This is a genomic window from Desulfobacter sp. (assembly GCA_028768525.1).
Lineage (GTDB): Bacteria > Desulfobacterota > Desulfobacteria > Desulfobacterales > Desulfobacteraceae > Desulfobacter.
On sequence record CP054837.1, the window covers coordinates 2,493,725 to 2,516,549 of the forward strand.

Annotated in this window: 20 protein-coding genes; 6 read left to right on the forward strand and 14 right to left on the reverse strand. The window is 53.6% G+C overall.

All coding sequences use genetic code 11. The features are described from left to right. Window positions 1–13: 13 nt before the first annotated feature. The 9 genes from HUN04_11425 to HUN04_11465 form a co-directional block, all read right to left on the reverse strand. On the reverse strand, window positions 14–775 hold the full coding sequence (locus tag HUN04_11425; GenBank protein WDP90272.1) for a hypothetical protein: 762 nt from the start codon (window positions 773–775) through the stop codon (window positions 14–16). A gap of 170 nt (window positions 776–945) precedes the next feature. Beyond that, window positions 946–2,226 (reverse strand): TRAP transporter large permease, encoded by a 1,281-nt coding sequence (locus HUN04_11430; protein ID WDP90273.1) that lies wholly within the window; start codon window positions 2,224–2,226, stop codon window positions 946–948. Continuing rightward, window positions 2,223–2,636, reverse strand: a complete 414-nt coding sequence (locus HUN04_11435) for a TRAP transporter small permease (protein ID WDP93263.1) — start codon at window positions 2,634–2,636, stop codon at window positions 2,223–2,225. Before HUN04_11435 ends, HUN04_11430 begins: the two co-directional genes overlap by 4 nt. A gap of 75 nt (window positions 2,637–2,711) precedes the next feature. Beyond that, window positions 2,712–3,695, reverse strand: coding sequence for a TRAP transporter substrate-binding protein (locus HUN04_11440; protein WDP90274.1), 984 nt, complete (start codon window positions 3,693–3,695; stop codon window positions 2,712–2,714). 207 nt (window positions 3,696–3,902) lie between these two features. Continuing rightward, window positions 3,903–4,658 carry a transporter substrate-binding domain-containing protein gene (locus HUN04_11445; protein ID WDP90275.1) on the reverse strand — a complete coding sequence of 252 codons (756 nt, stop codon included), beginning with the start codon at window positions 4,656–4,658 and terminating at the stop codon, window positions 3,903–3,905. 209 nt (window positions 4,659–4,867) lie between these two features. Then, complete coding sequence (locus tag HUN04_11450; GenBank protein WDP90276.1) at window positions 4,868–6,868, reverse strand: Cache 3/Cache 2 fusion domain-containing protein; 2,001 nt, start codon at window positions 6,866–6,868, stop codon at window positions 4,868–4,870. Window positions 6,869–7,092: 224 nt separating this feature from the next. Beyond that, on the reverse strand, window positions 7,093–8,502 hold the full coding sequence (locus HUN04_11455) for a sigma-54-dependent Fis family transcriptional regulator (protein ID WDP90277.1): 1,410 nt from the start codon (window positions 8,500–8,502) through the stop codon (window positions 7,093–7,095). Beyond that, the gene (locus tag HUN04_11460) at window positions 8,499–11,711 is read right to left on the reverse strand and encodes a PAS domain S-box protein (protein ID WDP90278.1); all 3,213 of its coding nucleotides are present in this window, start codon (window positions 11,709–11,711) and stop codon (window positions 8,499–8,501) included. The genes HUN04_11455 and HUN04_11460 overlap by 4 nt, the downstream gene beginning before the upstream one ends. 413 nt (window positions 11,712–12,124) lie before the next feature. Beyond that, on the reverse strand, window positions 12,125–12,589 hold the full coding sequence (locus tag HUN04_11465) for a pyridoxamine 5'-phosphate oxidase family protein (protein ID WDP90279.1): 465 nt from the start codon (window positions 12,587–12,589) through the stop codon (window positions 12,125–12,127). 187 nt (window positions 12,590–12,776) lie between these two features. Between HUN04_11465 and HUN04_11470 the strand changes: the two genes are divergently transcribed. Both HUN04_11470 and HUN04_11475 read left to right on the forward strand, forming a co-directional pair. Next, entirely contained in the window at window positions 12,777–13,130 is a 354-nt protein-coding gene (locus tag HUN04_11470) for a cytochrome c3 family protein (GenBank protein WDP90280.1), read from the forward strand. Next, window positions 13,127–13,873 carry a YaaA family protein gene (locus HUN04_11475; GenBank protein ID WDP90281.1) on the forward strand — a complete coding sequence of 249 codons (747 nt, stop codon included), beginning with the start codon at window positions 13,127–13,129 and terminating at the stop codon, window positions 13,871–13,873. Before HUN04_11470 ends, HUN04_11475 begins: the two co-directional genes overlap by 4 nt. Here the strand turns inward: HUN04_11475 and HUN04_11480 are convergent. After that, window positions 13,863–15,155 (reverse strand): diguanylate cyclase, encoded by a 1,293-nt coding sequence (locus tag HUN04_11480; GenBank protein ID WDP90282.1) that lies wholly within the window; start codon window positions 15,153–15,155, stop codon window positions 13,863–13,865. The genes HUN04_11475 and HUN04_11480 overlap by 11 nt on opposite strands. A gap of 120 nt (window positions 15,156–15,275) precedes the next feature. Here HUN04_11480 and HUN04_11485 point away from each other — a divergent pair, with 120 nt between their 5' ends. From HUN04_11485 to HUN04_11500, 4 genes are read left to right on the forward strand one after another with little or no spacing between them, the layout of a single operon-like run. After that, a complete protein-coding gene (locus HUN04_11485; protein WDP90283.1) occupies window positions 15,276–15,845 on the forward strand; it encodes a flavodoxin family protein in 570 nt (189 codons plus the stop codon). Between the two features lie 12 nt (window positions 15,846–15,857). Next, window positions 15,858–16,427, forward strand: a complete 570-nt coding sequence (locus tag HUN04_11490; GenBank protein WDP90284.1) for a lipid-binding SYLF domain-containing protein — start codon at window positions 15,858–15,860, stop codon at window positions 16,425–16,427. A 58-nt stretch (window positions 16,428–16,485) separates the two neighbouring features. Further along, complete coding sequence (locus tag HUN04_11495) at window positions 16,486–17,874, forward strand: PLDc N-terminal domain-containing protein (GenBank protein WDP90285.1); 1,389 nt, start codon at window positions 16,486–16,488, stop codon at window positions 17,872–17,874. A gap of 2 nt (window positions 17,875–17,876) precedes the next feature. Then, window positions 17,877–18,638, forward strand: a complete 762-nt coding sequence (locus HUN04_11500; GenBank protein WDP90286.1) for an endonuclease/exonuclease/phosphatase family protein — start codon at window positions 17,877–17,879, stop codon at window positions 18,636–18,638. A gap of 56 nt (window positions 18,639–18,694) precedes the next feature. Here the strand turns inward: HUN04_11500 and HUN04_11505 are convergent, their stop codons facing one another. The 4 genes from HUN04_11505 to HUN04_11520 all read right to left on the reverse strand — a co-directional run bounded on the left by HUN04_11505 (window position 18,695) and on the right by HUN04_11520 (window position 22,814). After that, entirely contained in the window at window positions 18,695–19,417 is a 723-nt protein-coding gene (locus HUN04_11505) for an ABC transporter ATP-binding protein (protein ID WDP90287.1), read from the reverse strand. Window positions 19,418–19,420: 3 nt separating this feature from the next. Continuing rightward, entirely contained in the window at window positions 19,421–20,647 is a 1,227-nt protein-coding gene (gene livM, locus HUN04_11510) for a high-affinity branched-chain amino acid ABC transporter permease LivM (GenBank protein WDP90288.1), read from the reverse strand. Beyond that, entirely contained in the window at window positions 20,631–21,542 is a 912-nt protein-coding gene (locus HUN04_11515) for a branched-chain amino acid ABC transporter permease (GenBank protein ID WDP90289.1), read from the reverse strand. The genes livM and HUN04_11515 overlap by 17 nt, the downstream gene beginning before the upstream one ends. Before the next feature lie 135 nt (window positions 21,543–21,677). After that, window positions 21,678–22,814 (reverse strand): branched-chain amino acid ABC transporter substrate-binding protein, encoded by a 1,137-nt coding sequence (locus tag HUN04_11520; protein ID WDP93264.1) that lies wholly within the window; start codon window positions 22,812–22,814, stop codon window positions 21,678–21,680. Window positions 22,815–22,825: the final 11 nt, after the last annotated feature.

Below are 22,825 nucleotides of genomic sequence, written 5' to 3' on the forward strand. Positions count from 1 at the left end.
TTTCTCCTTTACCTTAGGATTTGGAATGCCTTGCGATATCGATATTGGTCAACCATCCCAGCACCGGCTTGGCCTTGGTGCCGTCTTCCGTGATAAATACATCCTGGCATCCGGGCAGGGCCTCCATCTTTGCCTTGGCATCGGCCAGGGTGGCGCCGGAGGGGATACAATCGAATGAATTGCCGACTTCTGATTCCATGGTATTGAATTCCAGAAAATCTTTCAGGGTCAGCGATTCAATGTCAAAGGTCTCATCCCCCCCGCAGGCGGCAATCGATTTTTCGGTGATGAATTTGTACAGCATGCTCTGGTGAATGATGTAGCGGATCCGGCCGTCTCCTGTGATAATCGGTATTCTGGTTACTTTAGGCGTCAGAAGGCTCAACATATCTTTTGAAAGGTTGACCGTCCCCCCGTCCTCTTCCGGCCCGAGGATGACCACCTGCATGGCATCACAGGGAATCATTACATCCTCCGCCTTTACCCGCCCCAGCCTCGCATCTTTCATGTGCTCAACCATCTGGTTCATACTTTCACTTGCCTTGTCAAAATTTTCACCTGAAAAATAGTATGCCAGCACGGTCCCCACCCAGGTCCCCAGCATGGGGATCACCATGGTGAAAATTTTTTCTGCGGCCCCCCCCTTATCCGCAGACGTCAAGATCAGAGCAAGGGCAAGTACAACAATAATGGCCGTTGAGCCCATGATAACCCATCGGGCAATATCCGACCGTGTCGACTGTTTGACAGAGGCTTTTTTCGGTTCGTCACCCATTGAAGGCATCCTCCCATTAGATATTCGGGTTAATATATTGTGATCTTCAGACAGAAGAGTGAATGTACCGGCCCGGAAGAAACGAACTCAGTCAATCGGAATCGTATGGATCTTATATGGATCGAATGTAGCGGATAGACCGCTGCCTTGTCAATTACAAAATCCTGGACTTATTTGCCCACCAGCCCGGCCAGCCACATGGTCAGGGGCGGATAAAAGGTGATCAGGGCCAGATCCAGGAGAAGCACCAGAAGAAAGGGCAATACCCGCCGGCTGACGGCGCCCATGCGGTCCCCGGAAATGGAGGCGGAGACAATGAGGCAGATGCCCATGGGCGGGGTGAGCATGCCCACGGCCAGGTTGGCCACCACGATGACTCCCAGCTGGATGAGATCGATGCCCAGGGAAGGGAGCATGGCCGTAATCATGGGGACCAGCAGAATAAGGGAGGCCGTGGTCTCAACAAAGGTGCCGGCGGCCAGCAGCACCACATTGATCAGCAGCAGAAGGGCCACGGGATTGTCCGTCATGGCAAGGAGGCTGCCGGCCAGGGCCGCCGGGATATCCTCAATGGCCGCGATCCATGAAAAAACCGAGGCCGTGGCAATGATGAACATCACCACCGATGCCGTGATCCCCGCCTGGGTGAATATGGGAAAAATATCTTTCAGCCCGATCCGCTTATACACGAAAATGGAAACAAAGAGGGCGTAAGCCACGGCCACGGCCGCCGACTCCGTGGCCGTAAAAATCCCAAAAAGAATGCCGCCCAGGATAATCACCGGCGCCCCCAGTGCCAGGACCGCCCGCCTGAAGGTCTTCCATATCTCTTTTACCGAAAACCTGGTATCCGGGGCATACCCCTTTTTCCAGGCGATCAGGGTGGCGGTGGTGATGAGGGAGATGCCGATGAGCAGCCCCGGCAGGATACCTGCGGCAAAAAGCCGGGAGATGCTGGCCCCGGTGAGGAATCCGAAAATAATCATGGGGATGGAAGGGGGGATCACCACCCCCAGGGAGCCCCCCGAGGCCTGGACCGCCGCGGAGAAATCGCCAGGGTATCCCGACCGTTTCATGGCCGGGATCAGTACCGCCCCCACGGCCGCTGCATCGGCGGCGGCAGAGCCGGAAATACCGGCAAAAAACATGGCGGAAACGATGGAGACGGCCGCCAGCCCGCCGGGAAGCCAGCCGGTCAGGGCATTGGCAAAATCAATGAGCCGCTGGGAAATCCCCCCCTTTTCCATGATCACCCCGGCATACATGAACAATGGGACGGCCATGAGGTGGAAGGAATCCGTTCCCGCCACCATGCGCTGGATCACCATCATCAGCGGGAAATCCCCCTGGACCAGTATGGCAGTCATGGATGCCGCGCCAATGGCAATGGCAATGGGGGTGTTGATGAGAAAAAGGAAAAAAAGGGTGGTCAGAAGGAGTTCGGTGGTCATGCCCGGCCTTTTAGGGACCGGCCCAGAAAGGCCAGGCCGTGAATGGTAAAAATCAGGCCGGACACCGGCACCACGGCCATCATCACCCATTTGGGCAGATTCAGGGCCGGGGTGATCTGCAGCCGGACAAACCAGGAAAATTCAATTCCGGAATATATCATAACGGCGAACAGGGCCAGGCTGGCCCCATGGGTCAGGCAGGCCGCCCCTTTTTGCCACCCCGGCGCCAGTCGCCGGTAAAAGCCGTCCACCCCGGGGTGTGCCCCGTGGTAATAGGCCACGGTGGCCCCGAAAAAGGTGAGCCAGACCAGCAGCAGCCGGGCCAGTTCCTCGGACCAGAATAATGAATGGTTGAGCACATACCGGGAAAATACCTGGACCGTCACAATCACGGCCATGGCAATGCCCATGGAAGCGATCAGGCCCCGAATCCACCGGTTCAGCCCCCGGCTGATCTTATTCAGATAATACATGCCGCAGAGGCGTTATTTCACGGCATCAAGGATTTTTACCAGCAGGGACTGCACCCTGGGATCGGAATAGAGATCCATCTCCTTGAGCCCGGCCACCTTTGCCCGGAAGGCAGCCACATCCGGATTCTCAACCACTTCCATGCCCTTTTCCTTGAGCAGGGCCAGGCGGCCGGCATTCTTCTCCCGATTGCTCCTGCGCTGGTACTGCGCCGCTTCTTTGATGGCCGCGGTAATCATCCCCCGGTCCGCTTCCGGCAGCTTATTGAACCACCGCAGAGAGGCCACATCAATATGGGGGGAATAGACATGGCGGGTCAGGGTCATGTATTTCTGGATTTCGTAAAATTTATAGACCTCCATCACCCAGAGGGGATTTTCCTGGCCGTCGATCACCCCCTGTTCCAGCTCCGTATAAATGGGCCAGGGCATGGGCGTGGGATTGGCGCCCAGGCTCTGCCAGATGGCCTTGTGCAGGGCTGAAGCCATGACCCGGATCTTCAACCCGGCCACCTGGCCGGGCCCGGTGACGGCCCGGGTGTTATTGGTCAGGTTCCTGAATCCGTTTTCAGAAAAACAGAGTCCCTTGAATCCTGAAGTCTCAAGGCTTTTAAGAATCTCAGCCCCCAGGGGGCCGTCCAGGATTTCGTCGGCCTGGGCATGGTCTTTAAAGAGAAAAGGATAGTTGATCACCCGGACAATGGGGTCAAAGGTATCAAAGGGGCCGCCGGTGATCACCCCCATGTGGACGGTGCCCATCTGGATCTGCTGGAGGATTTCGGTTTCATTGCCAAGGGAGGCGGAATGGTAGATCTTCACCTTGTAGGCGCCGGCCGACCGTTCTTCCACCAATTCTTTGAACTTCTCCGCCACGATATTCTGGGCCGCCCCGGGCTTGGTCACCACCCCCAGCTTGATGGTGGCGGTCTTGGCGTGGATACCCCCCGCGGCAACCAGGGCAATGAGCCCCGCCAGGATCAACATACCGACTTTTCTCATATCTCCTCCTGTGTATTGGTTTCAGCCCTATGTATGCAAACTGACCGCCTTAGTCAACCCTGCCCCGGTTTTTTGGTCAGGAATAAAAAGAATTGCAACGGTCTTAACCGCCCAATTGTTATTCCCCACCTCTCGGGAGGATACCAGGGGGTGAGCAACCTGGAAAATGACTTTCCATTTTTGCGGGGATTGGAATGACGCTGCGGGTTATTTGAAATTGTGGACTTCCATGAGGGTATCAAAGGTGCCGTCTTTTATAACCTTTGCCAGTTCCCGGTTAAATGCATCAACCTTTTTCATGTATCCGGGAACCGCCCTGGAAAACATGGCGTGGACCGGCAGCTTGGCCAGGGCCGGGGAATGAAACACAAGATCGGTTATATTTGCAATAAGAAAGGGGGAGGTCTTTACGGAGTGGGTCGCCACATATTTGTCGATCACGATCAGGTCCACCCGTCTGCCGATCAGCTTTTTTAAATTCTGGAAATCGGTTACGACGTAATCCTTGGTGAGGTAGTCGGCGTTCTCAATTGCTGTAGGATTTACATACCCCATTACCAGGCCGATTCTATAGGGTTTCAGTTCTTTGAGGGTGGTAAAGGATATCTTGGCATCCTTTTTGGAACACAGGTAAATCTCGCTGTGGATATAAGGATCGGTAAAGGCATATTCTCTGGCCCGGTCCTTTGAATAATAGGCATTGTAGGCAAGGGCATATTTCCCGGATTTGGTCATGACCATGGCGCGTTTCCAGGGCAGGATGTCAATCTGGGTTTTATAGCCCATGCGGTTTAGAATGATGGTCATGAGGTCAGATGCAAACCCATAGTTGGTCAGATTGACACCGGCATAAGGCTGCCAGTTGCAGGTGGTGATTTTCAGGGTAGGATAATCACTGTCTTTGGCAAAAGCAGATACGGATAATAATAGAACGAGGATAAATATGTGAACGATATGCCTCATTACCATTCCTCCCTGAAAAACGTTGCACTGATTTTTAAGGATTTCACTGACCAGTATTAGAGAATAAGTGCTTTAAGTCAAGATATTTATCTCATCCGATATCTATCTCATCCGCCGGCATCTGTCCGGTGTGCCCCTCTTTTAAAAAAAAGAGCCGGTGCCCCTTGGGGGACACCGGCATGGCTTTATGAACGGCGATAGGCGATAATTTATTTCAATTTAAACCGGCTGACCATTTGATTGAGATTTTCAGCCAGTTTTGACAGTTCAGAGGCACTGGTATTTACCTGGAGGCTGCCGGTTCTCATTTCCTCAGCCGACTGGCTGACCCCGTGGATGTCATGGGTCACCTCGCCGGCAACGGCAGAGGCCTGGTTGACATTCTCATTGACTTCCTGAACCCCTTCTGCCGCCTGGCTGACGTTGCTGGATATTTCCTGGGTGGTGGCGGACTGCTCTTCAATGGCAGTGGCAACCGATGTAACAATGCCGTTGATTTCATTGATAATGCCCACAATGGTCTCAATGGCTGAAACGGACTCTCTGGTCGAGGTCTGGACATTGCCGATCCGGGAACTGATCTCATTGGTTGCTTCCGCCGTCTGCTGTGCCAGGGCCTTGATCTCGCCGGCGACCACGGCAAAGCCCTTTCCGGCTTCTCCTGCCCTTGCCGCTTCGATGGTGGCGTTCAGTGCCAACAGATTTGTCTGTTCGGAGATATCGGCAATGGTTTCTGTCACCTTGCTGATCTCCGCTGCGGCCTGGCCAAGCTCGGCAACTTTTGAGGAGATTTCTTCGGCTTTTTTCACAGCCTCAGAGGTGGTCTGGCTTCCGGTTGAGGTATTCTTGGCAATTTCATTAATTGTCACCGTCATTTCCTCGGCCGCCGCCACAATCATCTGCAGATTGGCCGATGTCTGTTCGGTGGCTGCGGCAACACTGTTCATACTGGTAGCCATCTCCTCGGCAGCGGAAGAGACACTGTTGGCTTTCTCCGATGTCTGCTCAGACCCGGATGCCATCTGATCAGATATGGCGGACAACTCAGTGGAAGCGGCGGTCAATGTACAGGTTCCCCCCGTGATATCCTTGAACATCAGGGTCAGATTGTCAGTCATGGTTTTCATATTTTTGTATACGCCGGTGGTCTCTTTGCCGTTATTATTGAACTCAATGGTCAGATCTCCACCGGCGATGCTGTCGGCAATCCGGGCAATTTCTGCGGGATCATGGCCAAGCAGGGCCATGATTCCCCTGACAAACCAGAGGACGCCGACAATGGTCAGGGCGAGGAAAAGCGCTGCGGCCATGAGGATCATATTGCGTATCATGTACACCGGCCCCATGAATTCAGCTTCATTCTGGGTAACAACAACAGACCAGCCTGAAATATCAACAGGGGCAAACCCGCCAATTTTGCGATTTCCTTTGAACCGGTACTTTTCAACACCGGATTGACCGGCCAGCATTTTGTCGCCGATGGACTCGAACCCTTTGATATCATGCACATTCAACTGCAAAATCAGCTTCTTGTCTGGATGGGCAATAATATCACCGGCGCTGTCCAGAACAAATGAATACCCTGTTTTACCTATTCTGGTTTGGGTAATCTGATTGGACAGGTCCTCCAGTTGGACCACCAAAGCAAAAACCCCAACAAATTCATTGGAAGAATTTTCCAGCGGAACGGCAACAACGCCAACCGGTTGGCTGCTGACCTTGGAGATTATGGGATTGCTGATGGTAATCTTTCCGGACCGGGCAGAGTGGAAATATTCTCGCTCCTTTATTGACACCTTCTGTTCCCTCGACTTACCGCGGTTTGTATCGGATATAAGCATGCCGTTCCGGTCGGTGACAAAAAACATGTCATATCCTTTTCCTATTTTTTGATATGCAGCGGCCAGATAATCATCCAATGCATTAAAGGCGTCATTGCCCGGGCTCAGCTCACCTTGGGCAGCCCTTATGCCCGCCTCTGTGACAACAGGGCTTGTCGCGATGCTTTGGGCCAGTTTAATCTGCTCTTTCAGGAACGCGTCAATCAAGGCGGCGAAATTGAGTGCAACCGTCAGGCTCTTGTCTTCCGCAAGCTCCTGAATGGCCTGGGAGGACTTTACGATGGAGAAAACCCCGACAACGGATAAGGGAATCAGGGCGATCAGGATACCGCTTACAATCAATTTAAATTTCAAGGTGAGTTTTTTCATGATGTCTCCGTGCTTAATTACAGGTTTAGTATGTACTGCTGGAGGAGTCTTAAGCAGAAAACGCGCCAGGGCATCAGATTTTCAACACCCCCTATAATAAGCGGATATTGCGAACCGAACTAATTCTGAAATTCCAAAAAGATAGACAATATTCTTGTATCCAAGAATGGCGAAATTCCATTTTACAAGAATTGTCCCAAGGATGTATCAGATACAGGAATGTGCTATCCCTGTTTAGAGACAAATCCGGGAAGATTATACTTGCTCAACAAGGCGTACAGCCGGGCCTGGGAGAGCCCGGACATAAGGCATGCGGCCTTACGGTCGCCACGGGCCTCTTTGAGCAACCGTTCCAGGTATTTTTTTTCCAGCCGCTGCCTGCAGTCGTTTAAAGGAGGGAATCCTTCATTGCCATTAATGGCAATGTCAACAATGGTTCTGGCAAATTTCGCCGGGGCCGTATCAAATCCGAGACCGGGCAGACGGTATCCCGGGGGAAGATGTTTGGGGACCAGGGTGGGATCGTGCCCGGCAGCAGCCAGGGCATGCTCAAGGACATTAATGAGTTCACGGATATTGCCCGGCCATGGATTTTTCTCAAGGGTGCCGATAAATTCAGGAGAAACGGCTTTTGCACCCAGATGATAATGGGTTGATAATTCGTGAATTTTTCTGACCACGATCTCTTCAATATCCTTGTTTCTCTCCCTGAGTGGCGGCAGATGAATTTCCATGGCCCTTATCCGGTAAAACAGATCCTGGCGAAACCGGTTCTCTTTTACCATCCGGGAGAGGTCAAGGTTGGTGGCGGAAATGAGGCGGATATCAACACGGATCTCCTTTTTGCCCCCAAGGGGACGGACGGTTCTTTCCTGAAGCGTCCTTAAAAAGGTTTTCTGGACGGACAGGGGCATGTCACCGATTTCATCCAGCATCAAGGTGCCGCCGTCCGCCTGTACGATCAATCCGTCCTGTCTTGATGCGGCACCGGTGAATGCCCCTTTTTCATGGCCGAACAGGGTACTCTCAATCAAGGTTTCCGTCAGCGCACCGCAATCCACTGCCACAAAGGGTTTTGACGCCCGCTTGCTGTTTTCATGGATTGCCCTTGAGAACAATTCCTTTCCCGTCCCCGTTTCCCCGGTAACAATCACACCGGCATCTGTGGCGGCCGCCCGGCCGACATCTTCCAGGCATTTTCGGATGGCGGAGGACTCCCCGATGATCTTGGCGCGTTTCAGGGGAACCAGCCGGGGGGCGGCCAGTTTTTCCTTCCGGTATTGGATCGCCCGTTTTATGGGCAGGGAAACCTCGTCCAGCTGAAAGGGTTTCTGGACATAATCCCAGGCCCCGTATTTGAATGCCGTCTCAGCCCCCCTGGCGTCACCGGTGCCGGTGATGATAATAATTTCCGGGCTTGATGGGCCGTCTGACAAGGCCGGCATGATATCCAGCCCGTTACCGTCGGGCAGTTCCAGGTCCAGCAGGACAATGTCGAAAGAACATCTTTTATTCAGGGACTCCGCCGCGCGGACCGTGTTGGCGGTATAGAACGCACATCCCATCTTTGTTAAAACCGTTTCAAAAAACAGGCAGATCTCCGGATCATCATCAACAATCAGCACATGTATCATTTTTCTTCCCCGTCAACGATGGCATGCAACGCCCGATGGACCGTCATGGAGAGTTCTGAGGCAATCATGGGCTTCATGACCAGGTCAAAAATACCGGCTGAGGTGCAGATCTCCTTTGTCAGTCCCTGGCTGAACCCCGTGCAAAGGACAATGGGAATGCCGGGATTGATGGCCTTTATGGACCTTGACAGATCCAAACCGTTCATTCCGGGCATGGTCATATCCGTTAGCACCAGGTCAAAATACCGGGGCGCATTTCGAATGTGCGCCAGGGCTTCCTCACTGCTTGTGGCCGCAGTTACGGAATACCCCATTTTGGATAGAAGGTCCCGGGTGCCTTCCACAATGGGTGCCTCATCATCCACCACCAGAATCCGGCCCTCCCCGCGCACCAGGGGCGGTTCTTCAGATTTCTCCGATACCTCGGCCGCCGCTTCATCCGGGATAAGCACCTTGAATGTGGTGCCGTTCCCCGGTTCACTGTAGACAGAGATGCCGCCGCCCATTTCTTTTAGAATGCCGTAAACGGTTGAAAGGCCCATTCCTGTGCCTTCTTCTCTTTTTTTTGTGGTGAAAAACGGTTCAAAAATACGATGGATAACGGCCTTTGGAATTCCAATGCCGGTATCGGAAACAACCAATTGGTAGTATTGCCCCGGTGCAACATCTTTAAACTGGCGGGAGTCCGCCTTGTTCACGCGGATGGCGTCCAGAACGATCTCAAGCCGGCCGCCCTTGTTTTTCATGGCATGGCCCGCATTGGTAAAGAGATTCATCAACACCTGATGGAACTGGATGGGATCCCCCAGAACCCGTGCCCGGTGCACCTTCAATTCCTGGTGGATCTCAATATTGGCCGGCAGGGAAGCCCGGATGAATTTCACGGTTTCCTTTATAATGGGATCAATAGATATCGGCTGTTTCTTGACCTCCGCTTTTCTGCTGAATGTAAGGATATGCCGGACAAGATCCCTGGCCCTCAGCCCGGCTGAAGAGACTGAATCCAGGTATCTTTTCATGGGTTCCTCATCCCCGGCTTCAAGTTTGGCCAGGTCCGCGAATCCCAGCAATGCGGAAAGGATATTGTTGAAATCATGGGCGATGCCCCCGGCCAGCACCCCGATGGCTTCCATTTTCTGGGACTGGCGGAGCCGCTCCTGCATCTCATAGACACCTGTGACATCCCTGAAGACCAAAACGACCCCGATGATTTCTCCGCTGTCATTGCGGATGGGCGAACCGGAGTCTGAAATCTGGTAACGGGTACCATCCCGGGCGATGAGAACGGTGTGATTGGCAAGATCAACGGTTTTCCCCGTTGAAAGCACCTTTTGTACCGGATTGTCCACCCGTTCCTCTGTCTCTGCATTTACAATGTGAAACACGTTTTCAAGGGGCTCGCCAACGGCCTTTTGGGCATTCCAACCCGTGAGGTGGGCGGCAACGGTGTTCATCCGGGTCACCTTGCCGCTGATATCAGTCGCAATAACGGCATCACCGATTGAATCCAGGGTAACGCGAAGATTCTCCTCACTTTCTTTCAATGCCGTTTCAGCCGTTTTACGGTCACTGATGTCCACCGTGGACGACAATATGGCCTTGCCATCCTTCCAATCAATGATACAGCTCGAAAACAGAATGTGATTCTTTACCCCGTTGCGCCGGACGGCCACTTCCGCATCTCTTACAAAGCCATTCTTTTCTATTTCCGATATAATTCGCTCTTTGTCGGCCGTTTCCACTATTCTGCCGAGTTCTTCCATTGTGCGGCCCACAATCGATTCCAAAGGCTTTTGCACGGTTTCGCAAAAATACTGATTGGCCAGCAGATACCGCCCCTCCATATCATTGATCACACAGGAAAAGGGCAGGAGGTCGAACAGTGTCTGAAACAGATTCAGGCTTTTTTTGATTTCCGATTCATCATGCCGGATATGGCTGACATCCACAAAGGTGATCAGCACCCGGTCTCTCATGAGGGTGGCCCGGATGTCAACCTGCTTCACTACTCCGGTTTTACAAGAGATAGTATATTCTTTCTGCTCCTGAGACACCCCGATGGGCCTTTTTTCACGAACGGCCCGCTCCCATTCCCCCTTGACCTCGTTTCGATATTCCGGTTCCGGATATGCCCTGGGCCACCAGGCATCAAGGTCGGGGACCTCCTCATTTGTGTATCCAAAGACGTCGGTAAAGGACCGGTTAAATCGGATGGCACCGGTGTCCATATCCAGTTCACCAAAGGGAAGCGGTGCGTTTTCAAAAAACGACCGGAACCTTGCCTCACTGTGGGCAATATCTCCCCTGGCCTGATTCAGCCGGGTGATTTTGTCATCCAGCCGGCGCTTTAAAATTGTCGAAATGGCAGCCAGGATTAGAATCGCACCACATAAGACTCCCCCTCCGATCACCAGCAACCTGAAGGTGTTCGAAGACAGCCCGGAGGGCATCTGAAATGTTATCCACCTGTTTTTAACCGCCGCAAATTCTTCTTGAGATATCGCTGAAAGGGCCTTTTGGATGGATGAAAAAAGCAGGGGATATTTCTTGTTCACCCCGATGCGAAGGTCATAATTCAAATCGGTGGTACCCGCCAGCTTGAGATTGGTGATTCCCTGCCGGGTGATATAGTGGGATGCAACGGCCAGGCTGCCCACATAAGCATCAGCCTGTCCGAATGCGGCCATTCGTAATCCCTCTTCAACACTCTGCGCAGCCAGGACATTCAGTTTTGCCCCTGAATACTGCCTGACAAACTCTTCAGTGGCCGATCCTGCCACAACAGCAATCTTTTTCCCTGACAGGTCATCAAGGGTCACACCTGTCCCCAGGGTGAGTGGCGCAATGATGACAATGGGAATTTTCATGTAAACAGAACTGAACAATAAAAAGTCTTGGCGCTCGGGCAGCTTTACAATGGCCGGCGCAATGGCAAATCCATCGTTTTTCAATCCCGCCAGATATGCGGTCCGGTCTTTAGGCGTTTTTTTCGGGACACGTATCCCCAGTCTCTCTTCCACCAGGGAAAAGATATCCGCTGTTATTCCGCTGAACCCGTTGTTCTCATCGGTAAATTCAATTGGCGGTAGCGCCTCATTATACCATAGTTCAATCTGATCTATATGTTTCGCAAGCCATTCATTTTCTTCGGGTGTAAGAGACGCCCGGGAAGGCTGGCTGCCCAGCGCTGCCGCTGTAAACAGCAGCATTCCCACAAGGGTAAGGCAAGCCGTCAGGGCATGCTGAACAGGTAAAAACCAAGTTCTTACCGAAACGGGCAAGCCGCTCTGACCCTTGGCGATGCCAGTTTTTTCAATGTGCACTAGGACACCTTTCACTTGAGTGGGCATACGCGTCATACTTTCAGTTTTTGATGAAATAAAAATCGGAAGTAGTATAGATTACTCCCGGAATCAATAGTATTTCATAAAAAAAACCAGAAAACAATGTTGACCCAACGCCCAGGCCCAATCGCCTGCCGTCCACAGACCCTATGCATTATATTGTTTTCCACCGTGGAAGAGACCCCAAGCCCATCTGCGGTGGAGACAATTATTTTTTTATGGAACCCGCCGAAGCCCGCCTCTATCTGACCGTCAGCCCGGGGGAACAGGAGCCGGTCTCAATGGGCGGTTTTCCCGGATATCTGTTCGACAACAATCTTGAACACCCGGGTTTTTCTCAGGTCCCGTTGAATATAGTCCTCGCCTGCAGGCAGGTGGTCCGGCGCCAGCCGCTTGACCAAAGCCCGGAGCCCGTCGATTTTATCATCTCCCAGCACCTCCTGGGCCCTGCCGAAAATCACCGCGCTTTTATACCGGGTACTGAATTCCTCGGCAATAATTCCGGTGCCGGAGGTGACGCAGAAAGAGACCTTGGGGTTAAAGGCCATATTGTCGATCTTATGGCCGAACGGGGCGCAGTGAAAATAGACGGCCCCATTGTGAAATACATAATTGAGGGGAACCGCATAGGGATAACCGTCTTCGCCAACCGTGGCCAGAACCCCTTCCTCACCTGCCTCCAGAACCTCAAGGGCCTGTTCCCTGGACAGCCGTTTATCTTTTCTTCTCATCTTTCTGAACATACTTTGCCTCACTAGTATGGGTTGCTGTGGGTTACAAGCATCTATAATAAAAAATACCCTCCATTAAAAGGGGCAAACTCAATAAATCCGGCTGTTGCAAGCGGCCTTTTTTTCCTGTCCATTTCCCCGGGCCTGTGATAATGAAATTTATCGTATTTCAATTTACCGACAAACCATGGGGAGAAAAATGGAAGAGAAAAAGAGTACCCGATTCATCACCGCGATTATCATTGCCGCCCTATTCCTCTTTGCCCCGGTTTCAGGGTTCTCCGGCCAGGGACGGGAAAAAATAAACCTGGACGGCGGAAAAATAGGGACCGTGGCCTTTAACCACCACCTTCACCAGACCCTCGTCGGGGACTGCATGGTCTGCCATAAAAGCTTCCCCCAGAAAGAAGGCGCCCTAAATGCGGCTAAAGCCGCCGGTGAACTCAAGAAAAAACAGGTCATGAACAAAACCTGCCTCAAATGCCACAAGGCAAAGAAAAAAGCCGGTGAAAAGCACGGGCCCACAAGCTGCAAGGCCTGCCATAAGAAATGAAACTGATCCTCTCTCCCACCAAAACAATGGATATGGGGGAACCGGACCTGGGGGGATTATCCCCCGGCCACCCGGAATTCGCGAAGGATGCAGAGCGCCTGGTCCGGATGCTCACCACCATGGACCGGGCCGGCCTGAAAAAAGTATTTAAAACCAGCGACAGCCTCACCCTCAAGGTCCAGGAGATGATAGAGGGGTTTGACCGCGCCCCGGCCAGCCCGGCCCTGTTCGCCTTCCGGGGGGAGGCTTTCAAAACCCTGGCCCCGGATGACTTCACCAGGGAGCAGATGCGCTACGCCCAGGAAAACCTGAGGATTCTCTCGGGCCTTTACGGTGCCCTCTGCCCCCTGGACCTGATAAAACCCTACCGTCTGGATTTCAATACCCCGCTGAAACCCGGCGGCACCGGCATGAAACCCTTCTGGAAAAAACGGCTGATTCCCTGGTTCGAATCCCTGCTGGCCCCCGGTGAATGGCTGATTAACCTGGCATCGGATGAATATGCCTCGGTGCTGAACTCAGAAAAGTTAAAACAAAGGACGATCACCCTTCAGTTCAGGGAAGCGAATGAAGGACAACTGAAGAATGTCACGGTGCGGGCCAAACAGGCCAGGGGATGCGTTGCCAGGCACATTATCAAAAAGGCGCTGGCAGACCCGGCGCCCCTGAAGCAGGCGTCCATAGCAGGCTATACCTATTCCCGTACCCATTCATCAGAGCAGGAGTGGTTTTTTATCCGCTGACCCACCGATTCCGCCCCTGCTCCTTGGCCAGATAGAGGGCCGCATCGGCATCGGCCAGCAGGCCCATGTCCGAGGCCTCTTTCCTGGGAATTGTCGTGGCAATGCCCAGGCTCAGGGTGACATTGGCATTGGCCCGGGATCCATTATGGGCAATCCCCAGGGCCAGGACCCCGGCTCTGATATTTTCCGCGACTTCAGCGGCAGCAGTTTTGCTGGTTCCCGGCAGGATAATACCGAACTCTTCTCCGCCGTACCGTGCGGCCAGTCCCCCGGCCAGTCTGGCACAGTCGTCAATGGCGCCGGCCACCTTCTTCAGGCATTCGTCCCCGGCCTGGTGGCCGTAGGTGTCGTTATAGATTTTAAAATAGTCAATGTCGCAGAGAATCACCGAAAGGGGCTTCTTTGTATTGATATGCCCCTTCCATTCCATATTGAGGTGGGCGTCAAACTGCCTGCGGTTGGCAATCTGGGTCAGACCGTCTATCACCGAAAGACGCATCAGCTCTTCATTGGCTTTTTGGAGGGCGGTTTCAGCCTTAACTGTTTCCCCGATATCAATGGCATATCCATTGAATCCGTCGGCCCTGCCAGATGCATCAAAGGTGAGCATGGCAAAGCAGAGCGCCCAGATAAAGGAACCGTTTTTGCGCTTCAGCCGGCAGCGGAACCGTGCAACCCGTTCCGCCTCCATGAGGAGGAACATGAAATCCTCGGCATGTTTTTCGTCGTAAAAGACCTGTCCGGCAAAATCATTCACCGCCTGGACCAGGTAGTCAGTGGATTCATATCCCAGCATCCATGCATATTCGGAATTGGCCATGGTCAGGTTGCCGTCCAGTGCGGCATGGAAAATACCCACCGGCGCAAATCCGAGGATATCCTCCATTGAATTGGTACCGGCCCTGAGGCTGGACTGGTAGCATTCGTCCCGGGTATCAATGATCTCTTTGACCAGCAGTGCGGTGCCGGCCTTTTCTCCCCTGGTCCCGATAATGGAATTGTAATGGACCTGGTATTGAAGCGGGGTATTGTGGCGATCCATATGAAAAATCCGGATATCGCCGGTGCCCTCATTGTCAGTCAGGGCTTTCTTATCCACCGCCATAATCTTATCAAGCCTCTTCCCCAAGGCCTCTTGGGCAGTGTGGCCCAGCAGGGTCCCTGCCCCCCTGCTCCACAGGGTAATGGAAAAATCCATATTGATTTCAATATATCCGATATCGGCCTGGTCCATCAAATGTTCCAGGATCAGATTTCGATTTTTAAAAATTTCGCTTCCCATTTCCCTGTCCCGTGTACAACATCGTACAATTTACTACCGGTATTTATTTGACAAAACCTAATTTTCCTCTAGAATACATCCTGTAGTCTATTCGAATAACACAGATCTTGGGAGTTGAAAATGAAAATCCTATGCCTCCAGGGCAGCGCTAGAAAAAAAGGGAACACAGCACAGGCATTAAAATGGGCGGAAGAAGAACTCACGGCCATGGGCCATGAGGTTGAAAACATCTACCTGACGGCCAAAGAACTGAAAGGGTGCCTTGGCTGCGCCGCATGTAAAAAGAAACCTGAAGAAGTCGGCTGCGTACAAAAGGACGACATCCCCGGCATCCTTGAGAAAATGGTTGACGCCCAGGCTGTGATCTTTGCCTCTCCCCTTTATTTCTGGGGGGTGACGGCCCAGCTGAAAGCCGTCATCGACCGAACCTACAGCCTCTACACCCGCTACCATGAACCCGGCCATGCCTCCCTGGTGGAGGGACAGCGCCAGGCCCTGCTCATGACCGGTGCCGGCCCCTGGGACAACAATGCAGAGGCGGCATTCACCGCATTTTCAAGAATTCAAAAGCCCCACAAGTCTGTCCACCCCGGCGACCTGTTCCTGGACAAATGCACCACACCTGGGGATATGGACGACCAGATCAAAGGCAAGGTTGCCGCTTTTGCCCGCCAACTTGTTGAAAAATAAAGGAGAAACCGGATGAAAAAATTCATTTTGCCGCTTATCGTTCTTTTGGTCGCAGTGTTCACGGTTGCACCTGCCTTTGCCGAGCCTTACAGCAAAACCCTTTCCGTTTTTAAAAAAGCGCCAACCGTACAGCCCTTTTTCAAGAATTGTTACGGATATGCCGTTTTCCCCACGGTGGGCAAAGGCGGTTTCATCATCGGCGGCTCCTATGGCGAGGGCCGGGTATACAAACTCGGCACCGTCACCGGCGTGGTCAAACTGATCAAGGGGAGCATCGGATTCCAGTTCGGGGGCCAGGCCTTTTCACAGATCATCTTCTTCCAGGACCAGCGGGCCTATAAGGAATTCACCAGCGGCAGTTTTGAATTCGACGGGTCCGCATCCGCCGTGGCCGTCACCGCCGGCGCCCAGGCCAAAGCCGGCACCGAAGGGGGAACGGCCGGCGCCAGTGCCGGACCCGCCACAGGGGTCCAGGCTGACATCCCCTATTACAAAGGGATGGCCGTATTTATCCACGCCAAGGGCGGACTCATGATTGAGGCCTCCATCGGCGGCCAGAAATTTGAATTCACCCCCCTGTAACCCGCAAGCGCCGGGAAAAGGGACCGGCTCCCGGCGCTCGTTAGGAGGATAAGAAGGGATGGACAACAGCCTGGCAACCTTTTTATTATTTCACCTGGGCACCATTGTTGTGGGGATTCTCGTTCTCAGCGCCCTGGGACATATGGTTTACCAGCGCCGGGAACCCACCTCCATGATCGCCTGGCTACTGGCCATTATCCTCCTGCCCTATGTTGCCGTTCCCCTGTACTTCATCTTCAGAAGCCGCAAACTGAAACGAAAGGTCAAATCCCAGTTCATACTGGCCTGCAAAGGCGAGGTGCCGGAGTCCAAGGCCGACAGCCTGGATCTGGTTCTAAGGAATAACGGGATTGCCGGGGCCACAACCGGCAATTCCTTTAATTTTTATCCCGACGGAATCAGGGCCCACAATGTCCTCATGGACCATATCCGGGCCGCTGAAAAACAGATCCTCATTTCAACCTATGTATTCGGTTCCGACGTGGTCGCCCGGTCCATCATCTCCACCCTGGCCCGGAAAGCGGCACAGGGGGTCGATGTCCGACTGCTCATCGACAGCATCGGTTCCCTGCCCCTTTATCTGTTTCAATACCCTTTAAAACGGTTCAGGAAAGCCGGCGGCAAAGTGGCGTTCTACATGCCCCTGCTCACCCGCCCCTTCCAGAATTATATCAACCTGAGAAACCACAGAAAAATCTTCATCTTTGACGACACCACGGTAATGGCAGGCGGGATGAACCTGTCCAAGGAATACCTGGGGCCGATATATAAAAAAAAAAGATGGATCGATATTCTCTTTGAAATCCGGGGACCGGCGGTGTTCCATTACCGGGAAATCTTCACCCAGGACTGGAACCACAGCTCAAAAGCCCTGCTGGAGCTGCCCAAACGCCTGCCGGAACCCGCCGGCAACACCGGCATCCAGGTGGTGCCCTCGGGCCCGGATATCCCGAGTGACGCCCTGTACGAAGCCCTGCTTTCAGCCATTTTCGGGGCCAAAGAGCGAATATGGATCGTCACCCCCTATTTTGTACCGGACAAAAGCCTGCTCCAGGCCCTGATCATTGCCAGGCACCGGCGGGTGGATGTCAAGCTGATCACCCCTGCCAGCTCCAACCACCTCATCGCCGACCTTGGCCGCTCCTCCTTCATGCGGGACGTGGATGCCAAGGGCATTGAAGTCCATCTTTACCAGGACGGGATGATCCATGCCAAGGCCATCCTCATCGACAGCCAGGGCATGATGATGGGATCGGCCAATTTTGACCAGCGCAGCCTCTTTCTCAACTACGAGGCCGTCAGCTTCATCTACGGAGAAGAAGCCGTATCCGGCTGCGAAACCTGGATGCGGGGACTGATGGCCCGGTGTAAAGGGGAAATGGCAACCGCCGGCCGGTGGCGGCGGATGGGCGAAAACCTTATGCGCATATTTGCGCCGCTGTTATAGCCATGCTGATTCCGGCCGCCCCCCTGGTCCAGTCCCCTGTATTCTTTGAGAATGCTGTCATACCGGACAACTTCGGGATCATCTGCTGGAATATTCATAAGGAAAACCTGCGGACCGGATTCCTGGACCGGATTCTCAAATGGAAATCGGATTTCGGCCTGGACCTGATCCTGCTCCAGGAGGCCCGGTTTTCAGATGCCATCCCCTCGGTGGGCGGTTTCCCCTATGCCGCCGCCGCAAATATGCGGCTGCCCAGGCACTATTCAGGAGTGATCACTGCCGCCAATGCAGATCCAAGGTCCACCCGGTTCCACATGACACTGGCCAAGGAGCCCATCATTTTCACCCCCAAAAACGCCCTGATCACCATCTACCGGTTTAAAAACAAGGCCACCCTCATGGTGGTGAATATCCACGCCATCAACTTCCGTTCCCTGGCATGGTACCAATGGGAGCTTGCCAGGCTGTTCGACCTGCTCAGGGCCTACCGGGGCGCCATGATAGTGGCCGGGGACTTCAACTGCTGGCGGAGATCCAGGGAAAAAATTCTCGACCATTTCATCGACCTGCTGGGCCTGGTCCTGGCCCGCCCGGAAAAACAGCGCCACATTAAAAAATTCTTTGGGTTCCACCTGGACCGTATCTATTACCGCGGCCTGGCCCCGCAAAGCGTCCAGGCCCTGAAATGCAAAGACCTCTCCGACCACAACCCCATCATTGCCCGGTTTGAATTAGAACACAGTGAAACCACCCCACAAATTTAAGGGGCCGGTGAAACCACCGGCCCCTTGGCGTTCTATCAGCAATTGATTGGGGTCATTTATTCTCCCAGATAAGCCTCCCGGATCTTTGGATTTTCCAGCAGGGATTTGGCATTGTCCTCCAGGGTAATTTCCCCGGTTTCCATGACATAGCCCCGGGTGGCGGCCTGCAGCGCCAGGTTGGCATTCTGCTCCACCAGAAGGATGGTGGTGCCGTCCTCCCGGTTGATATCGGCAATGATATCGAAAATCTGCTGAATGATAATGGGGGCAAGCCCCAGGGAGGGTTCATCCAGCAGCAGCACCTTGGGCTTGGCCATCAGTGCCCGGGCAATGGCCAGCATCTGCTGCTCGCCCCCGGAGAGGGTGCCCCCCTCCTGCCGGCGCCGTTCACCGAGGATGGGAAAAAGATCATAGGCATGCTGGATATCCTTGTTGATGCCGTCGTTGTCATTACGGTAAAAGGCGCCCAGAATCAGGTTTTCTTCAACGGACAGCCGGGGAAAGATCCGCCGTCCCTCCGGCACCTGGCAGAGTCCCATGGTGGGCAGTTTTTCAGGGGAAACCTTATTGATCACCTTTCCGTCGTACCAGACCTCGCCCTTTTCAGCTGCCACAATACCGCAGATGGTCATCAGGGTCGTGGATTTCCCGGCCCCGTTGGCCCCGATCATGGCAACAATTTCCCCGGGCATGACTTTCATGGAAACCCCTTTGAGGGCTTTGATGGACCCATACCCGGAATGGACGTTTTTCATTTCTATAATCGGCTGGTCACTCATCCCTTAGCCCTCCTTTTCTTCGGATCGCTGGCCCACGCGCTTGGCAGGAATCAGGCCGGCCGGCCTGAACAGCATCATAATGATCATGGTGGATCCGAATATCAGCATTCGGTAGGATTCAAATTCACGGAACACTTCAGGCAGGGCAATAAGTGCGATAACCCCCAGGATAATCCCCGGTATGGACCCCATACCGCCCAGGACCACCATGCAGAGCACCATGGCCGACTCCAGGAAGGTAAAACTTTCAGGGGAGACAAATTTCATCCGGGCCGCAAAGAACGCGCCGGCAAGGCCTGCAAAAAAGGCACCTGTGGCATAGGCCAGCAGCTTGTAGATAAAGGTGTTCACCCCCATGAGTTCAGCCGCCGTCTCATCCTCCCGGATGGATTCCCAGGCCCGGCCGATGCGGGAGAAATTGAGCCGGTTTACCCCGATGGCCGTAAAAATAGCCAGGCCCAAGGCAAAATAGTAGAAGAGCTGAAGCTTTTTCACCCATATGGTTTCAAATGAGACCCCGTTTTCAAATACAAAACGGAACCAGCCGATGCGGTCTATTCCCAGGATGCCGTTGGGGCCGTTGGTCAATTCCATCCAGTTGTTGAGAATGATCCGGATGATCTCCCCGAACCCCAGGGTGACAATGGCCAGGTAATCGCCGCGCATCCTCAGGGTCGGATACCCGACAATGCAGCCGGCAATGCAGGCAAAAATACCGGCAAAGGGCAGACAGACCCAGAAGGCCAGGCCGTACACGGTATTTAAAATGGCATAGGTGTACGCCCCCACACCGTAAAAGGCAATATACCCCAGGTCCAGCATGCCGGCCAGGCCGACCACCACATTCAGGCCCAGGCCCAGGCAGATATACAGCAGCACGTTGATGGCCACATCCGTCCCGTACCGCCCCGCAAACTGTGGATATATGCAGCAGAATACCAGAAGGATGACGATCCACACCCAGGTGGGCAGGGCCGTGGCCGATCGTTTAACACCTTGCCCCGCCTTTGTCAGGGGATCGGTGACAACGGTCAGGGTGCCGCTGGCCTTCATCACGTAAATTATCAGGCAGACAAGGGCGCCCGCCGCAATATAACTCCACACCGTAAAGGTTTTCTGGAAAGTCAGGGTGCCGTCGGGGTGAACGCCCAGCATGGGCCACAGCAGGCCCAGCAGCCAGAGCATGCCGATGACAAACGGTTTCCAGACTTTTTTAAACTCTTGTATCATCGATATTCTCGCCCATAATTCCAGTAGGTTTAAAATAAAGCACGCCGATCAGGATGATAAAGGCAAACACATCCTTGTACTCCCCGGAGATATACCCGGCACCGAAGATTTCCACCATGCCGATGATAAGGCCGCCGACCATGGCCCCGGTGATATTGCCGATCCCGCCCAGAACCGCAGCGGCAAAGGCCTTGATCCCCGGAACAAATCCCATGTCGTATTTCACCGATCCGTAGTAGAGCCCGTACATGATGCCGGCGGCAGCCGCAAGGCCGGCGCCGATGGCAAAGGTCAGGGAGATGATCTTGTTGGAGCCGATGGCAACCAGGGCCGACATGGTCTTATCCTGGGCCGTTGCCCGCATGGCCATGCCGATCTTGGTCTTGAAAACCAGGATATTCAGCCCGATGAGCAGGGCCGCTGTCAGGGAGACAATGGTGATCTGAAGATAAGAAATGGTCACCATACCGAAATCAAACCCGCCCTGGAAGAGCTCGGAAGGGTAAACCGCATCATATACGCCCCGGGTGAGCATCATACCGTTGGACAGGAAAATGGACATGCCCAGTGCCGACAGCAGCGCCGCCAGCCGCGAGGCTTTTCTTAAAGGTTTATACGCGATTTTTTCAACCCCGACGGCCAGATAGGCGCAATATGCCATGGCCAGGGCAAAGGCCCCGGTCAGACAGAGTATCGGATGGGTATCCATATACCCCAGTCCCGCAAAATAGGACAGGGCGATGGCCCCCGCATATCCGCCTGCGGCAAAAAACTCGCCGTGGGCAAAGTTGATGAGCTGTATCACACCGTAAACCATGGTATATCCCAGTGCGATGAGCGCATACATGCCGCCCAGGGTCAAACCGTTAATCAACTGCTGAATAAAATATTCCATTCTATAACTTCATTTCTCAAAGTTGCTGTGGAGGGATGATGCGGCCGGGGCAACAATTGACCCTTGATTCCGGCCGCATCGCAGTTAACTGTTTGGATTAAAACGTGCCCATAGAGGTGCGTTTTCGTCCAAACACTACTTAATCAGGCCGTTGACAGGTTCCCAATAGGGAACAAACTTGTCGCCCTCAACCTTGAAAGCAATGTAGGAGGAGCCGGAATCACCGTTGGCTCTGAACTTCACGTGCTTGGATACGCCCTGGAAATCCAGTTTCATCAGCTCGGCTTTTACCTTGGCGGAATCGGTGGAACCAGCAGCCTTGATGGCTTTGAGCAGGGACATGGCAGCGTCGTAGGCATAGGTGGCATAGGCTGCGATCTTCCCGTACTTGGGCACGTAGCGTTTTTCAAAGGCCTTGTATTCAGGCGTCGTGGGATCGGTAAATCCGTAGGTCAGGAAAACGCCATTGGCAGCGTCTTTGGCCACTTCCATGTACCTGGGCTGGAACACTGCGTCCTGGGTAACGATCTGGGAATCCATGCCCAGCCGTTTGGCCTGCAGGGTCATCATGGCCGCAGGAGAGAAACCCTGAAGGGACATGTAGAAAATATCGGCATTGGCTTTTTTGGCCATGGTCAGGATGGCGGAAAAGTCTTTGTCACCCTGGTTGACATGCTCATGGGCCACAACGTTCATGCCCATGGATTTGGCAGCATCGGCAACGCCGTCGGCCAGGCCCTGGGAATAGGTGGTCTTGTCGTCAACGATGAAAATGGTTTTGGCGCCCAGGGATTCTTTCATGAACTTGGCGGCAGCCGGTGCCTGGTCGTCGTCACGGCCGCACATGCGGAACATGTAGGGAAGGCCGCGGTCGGTAACCTTTTCGTTGGTGGAGGCCGGGGTGATCATGATGATGTCTTCTTCATCCAGAACATCAGAGGCCGGGATGGTGGAAGAGGAACAATAGGCACCGACGACGCCCGCCACCTCAAGGTTGATGAGCTTGTTGGCTGCGGCAACCGCCTGTCTGGGGTCGCATGCGGTATCCTGGGGGAACAGCTGGATTTTGTCGTAACCGGGGATGCCCCCCATTTCTTCCATTACTTCAATGGCAGTAAGAACGCCGTTTTTGATATCTGTGCCGTCAGAGGCATAGGGCCCGGTCAGGGGGCTCATGGAGCCGATCTTCAACGTCTTTGCATAGACACCGCCGCACAGAAAGGGAACCAGGATAAGGCACAGTGTTACGATTGAAACAACTCTTTTTCTCATCATTCTCCTCC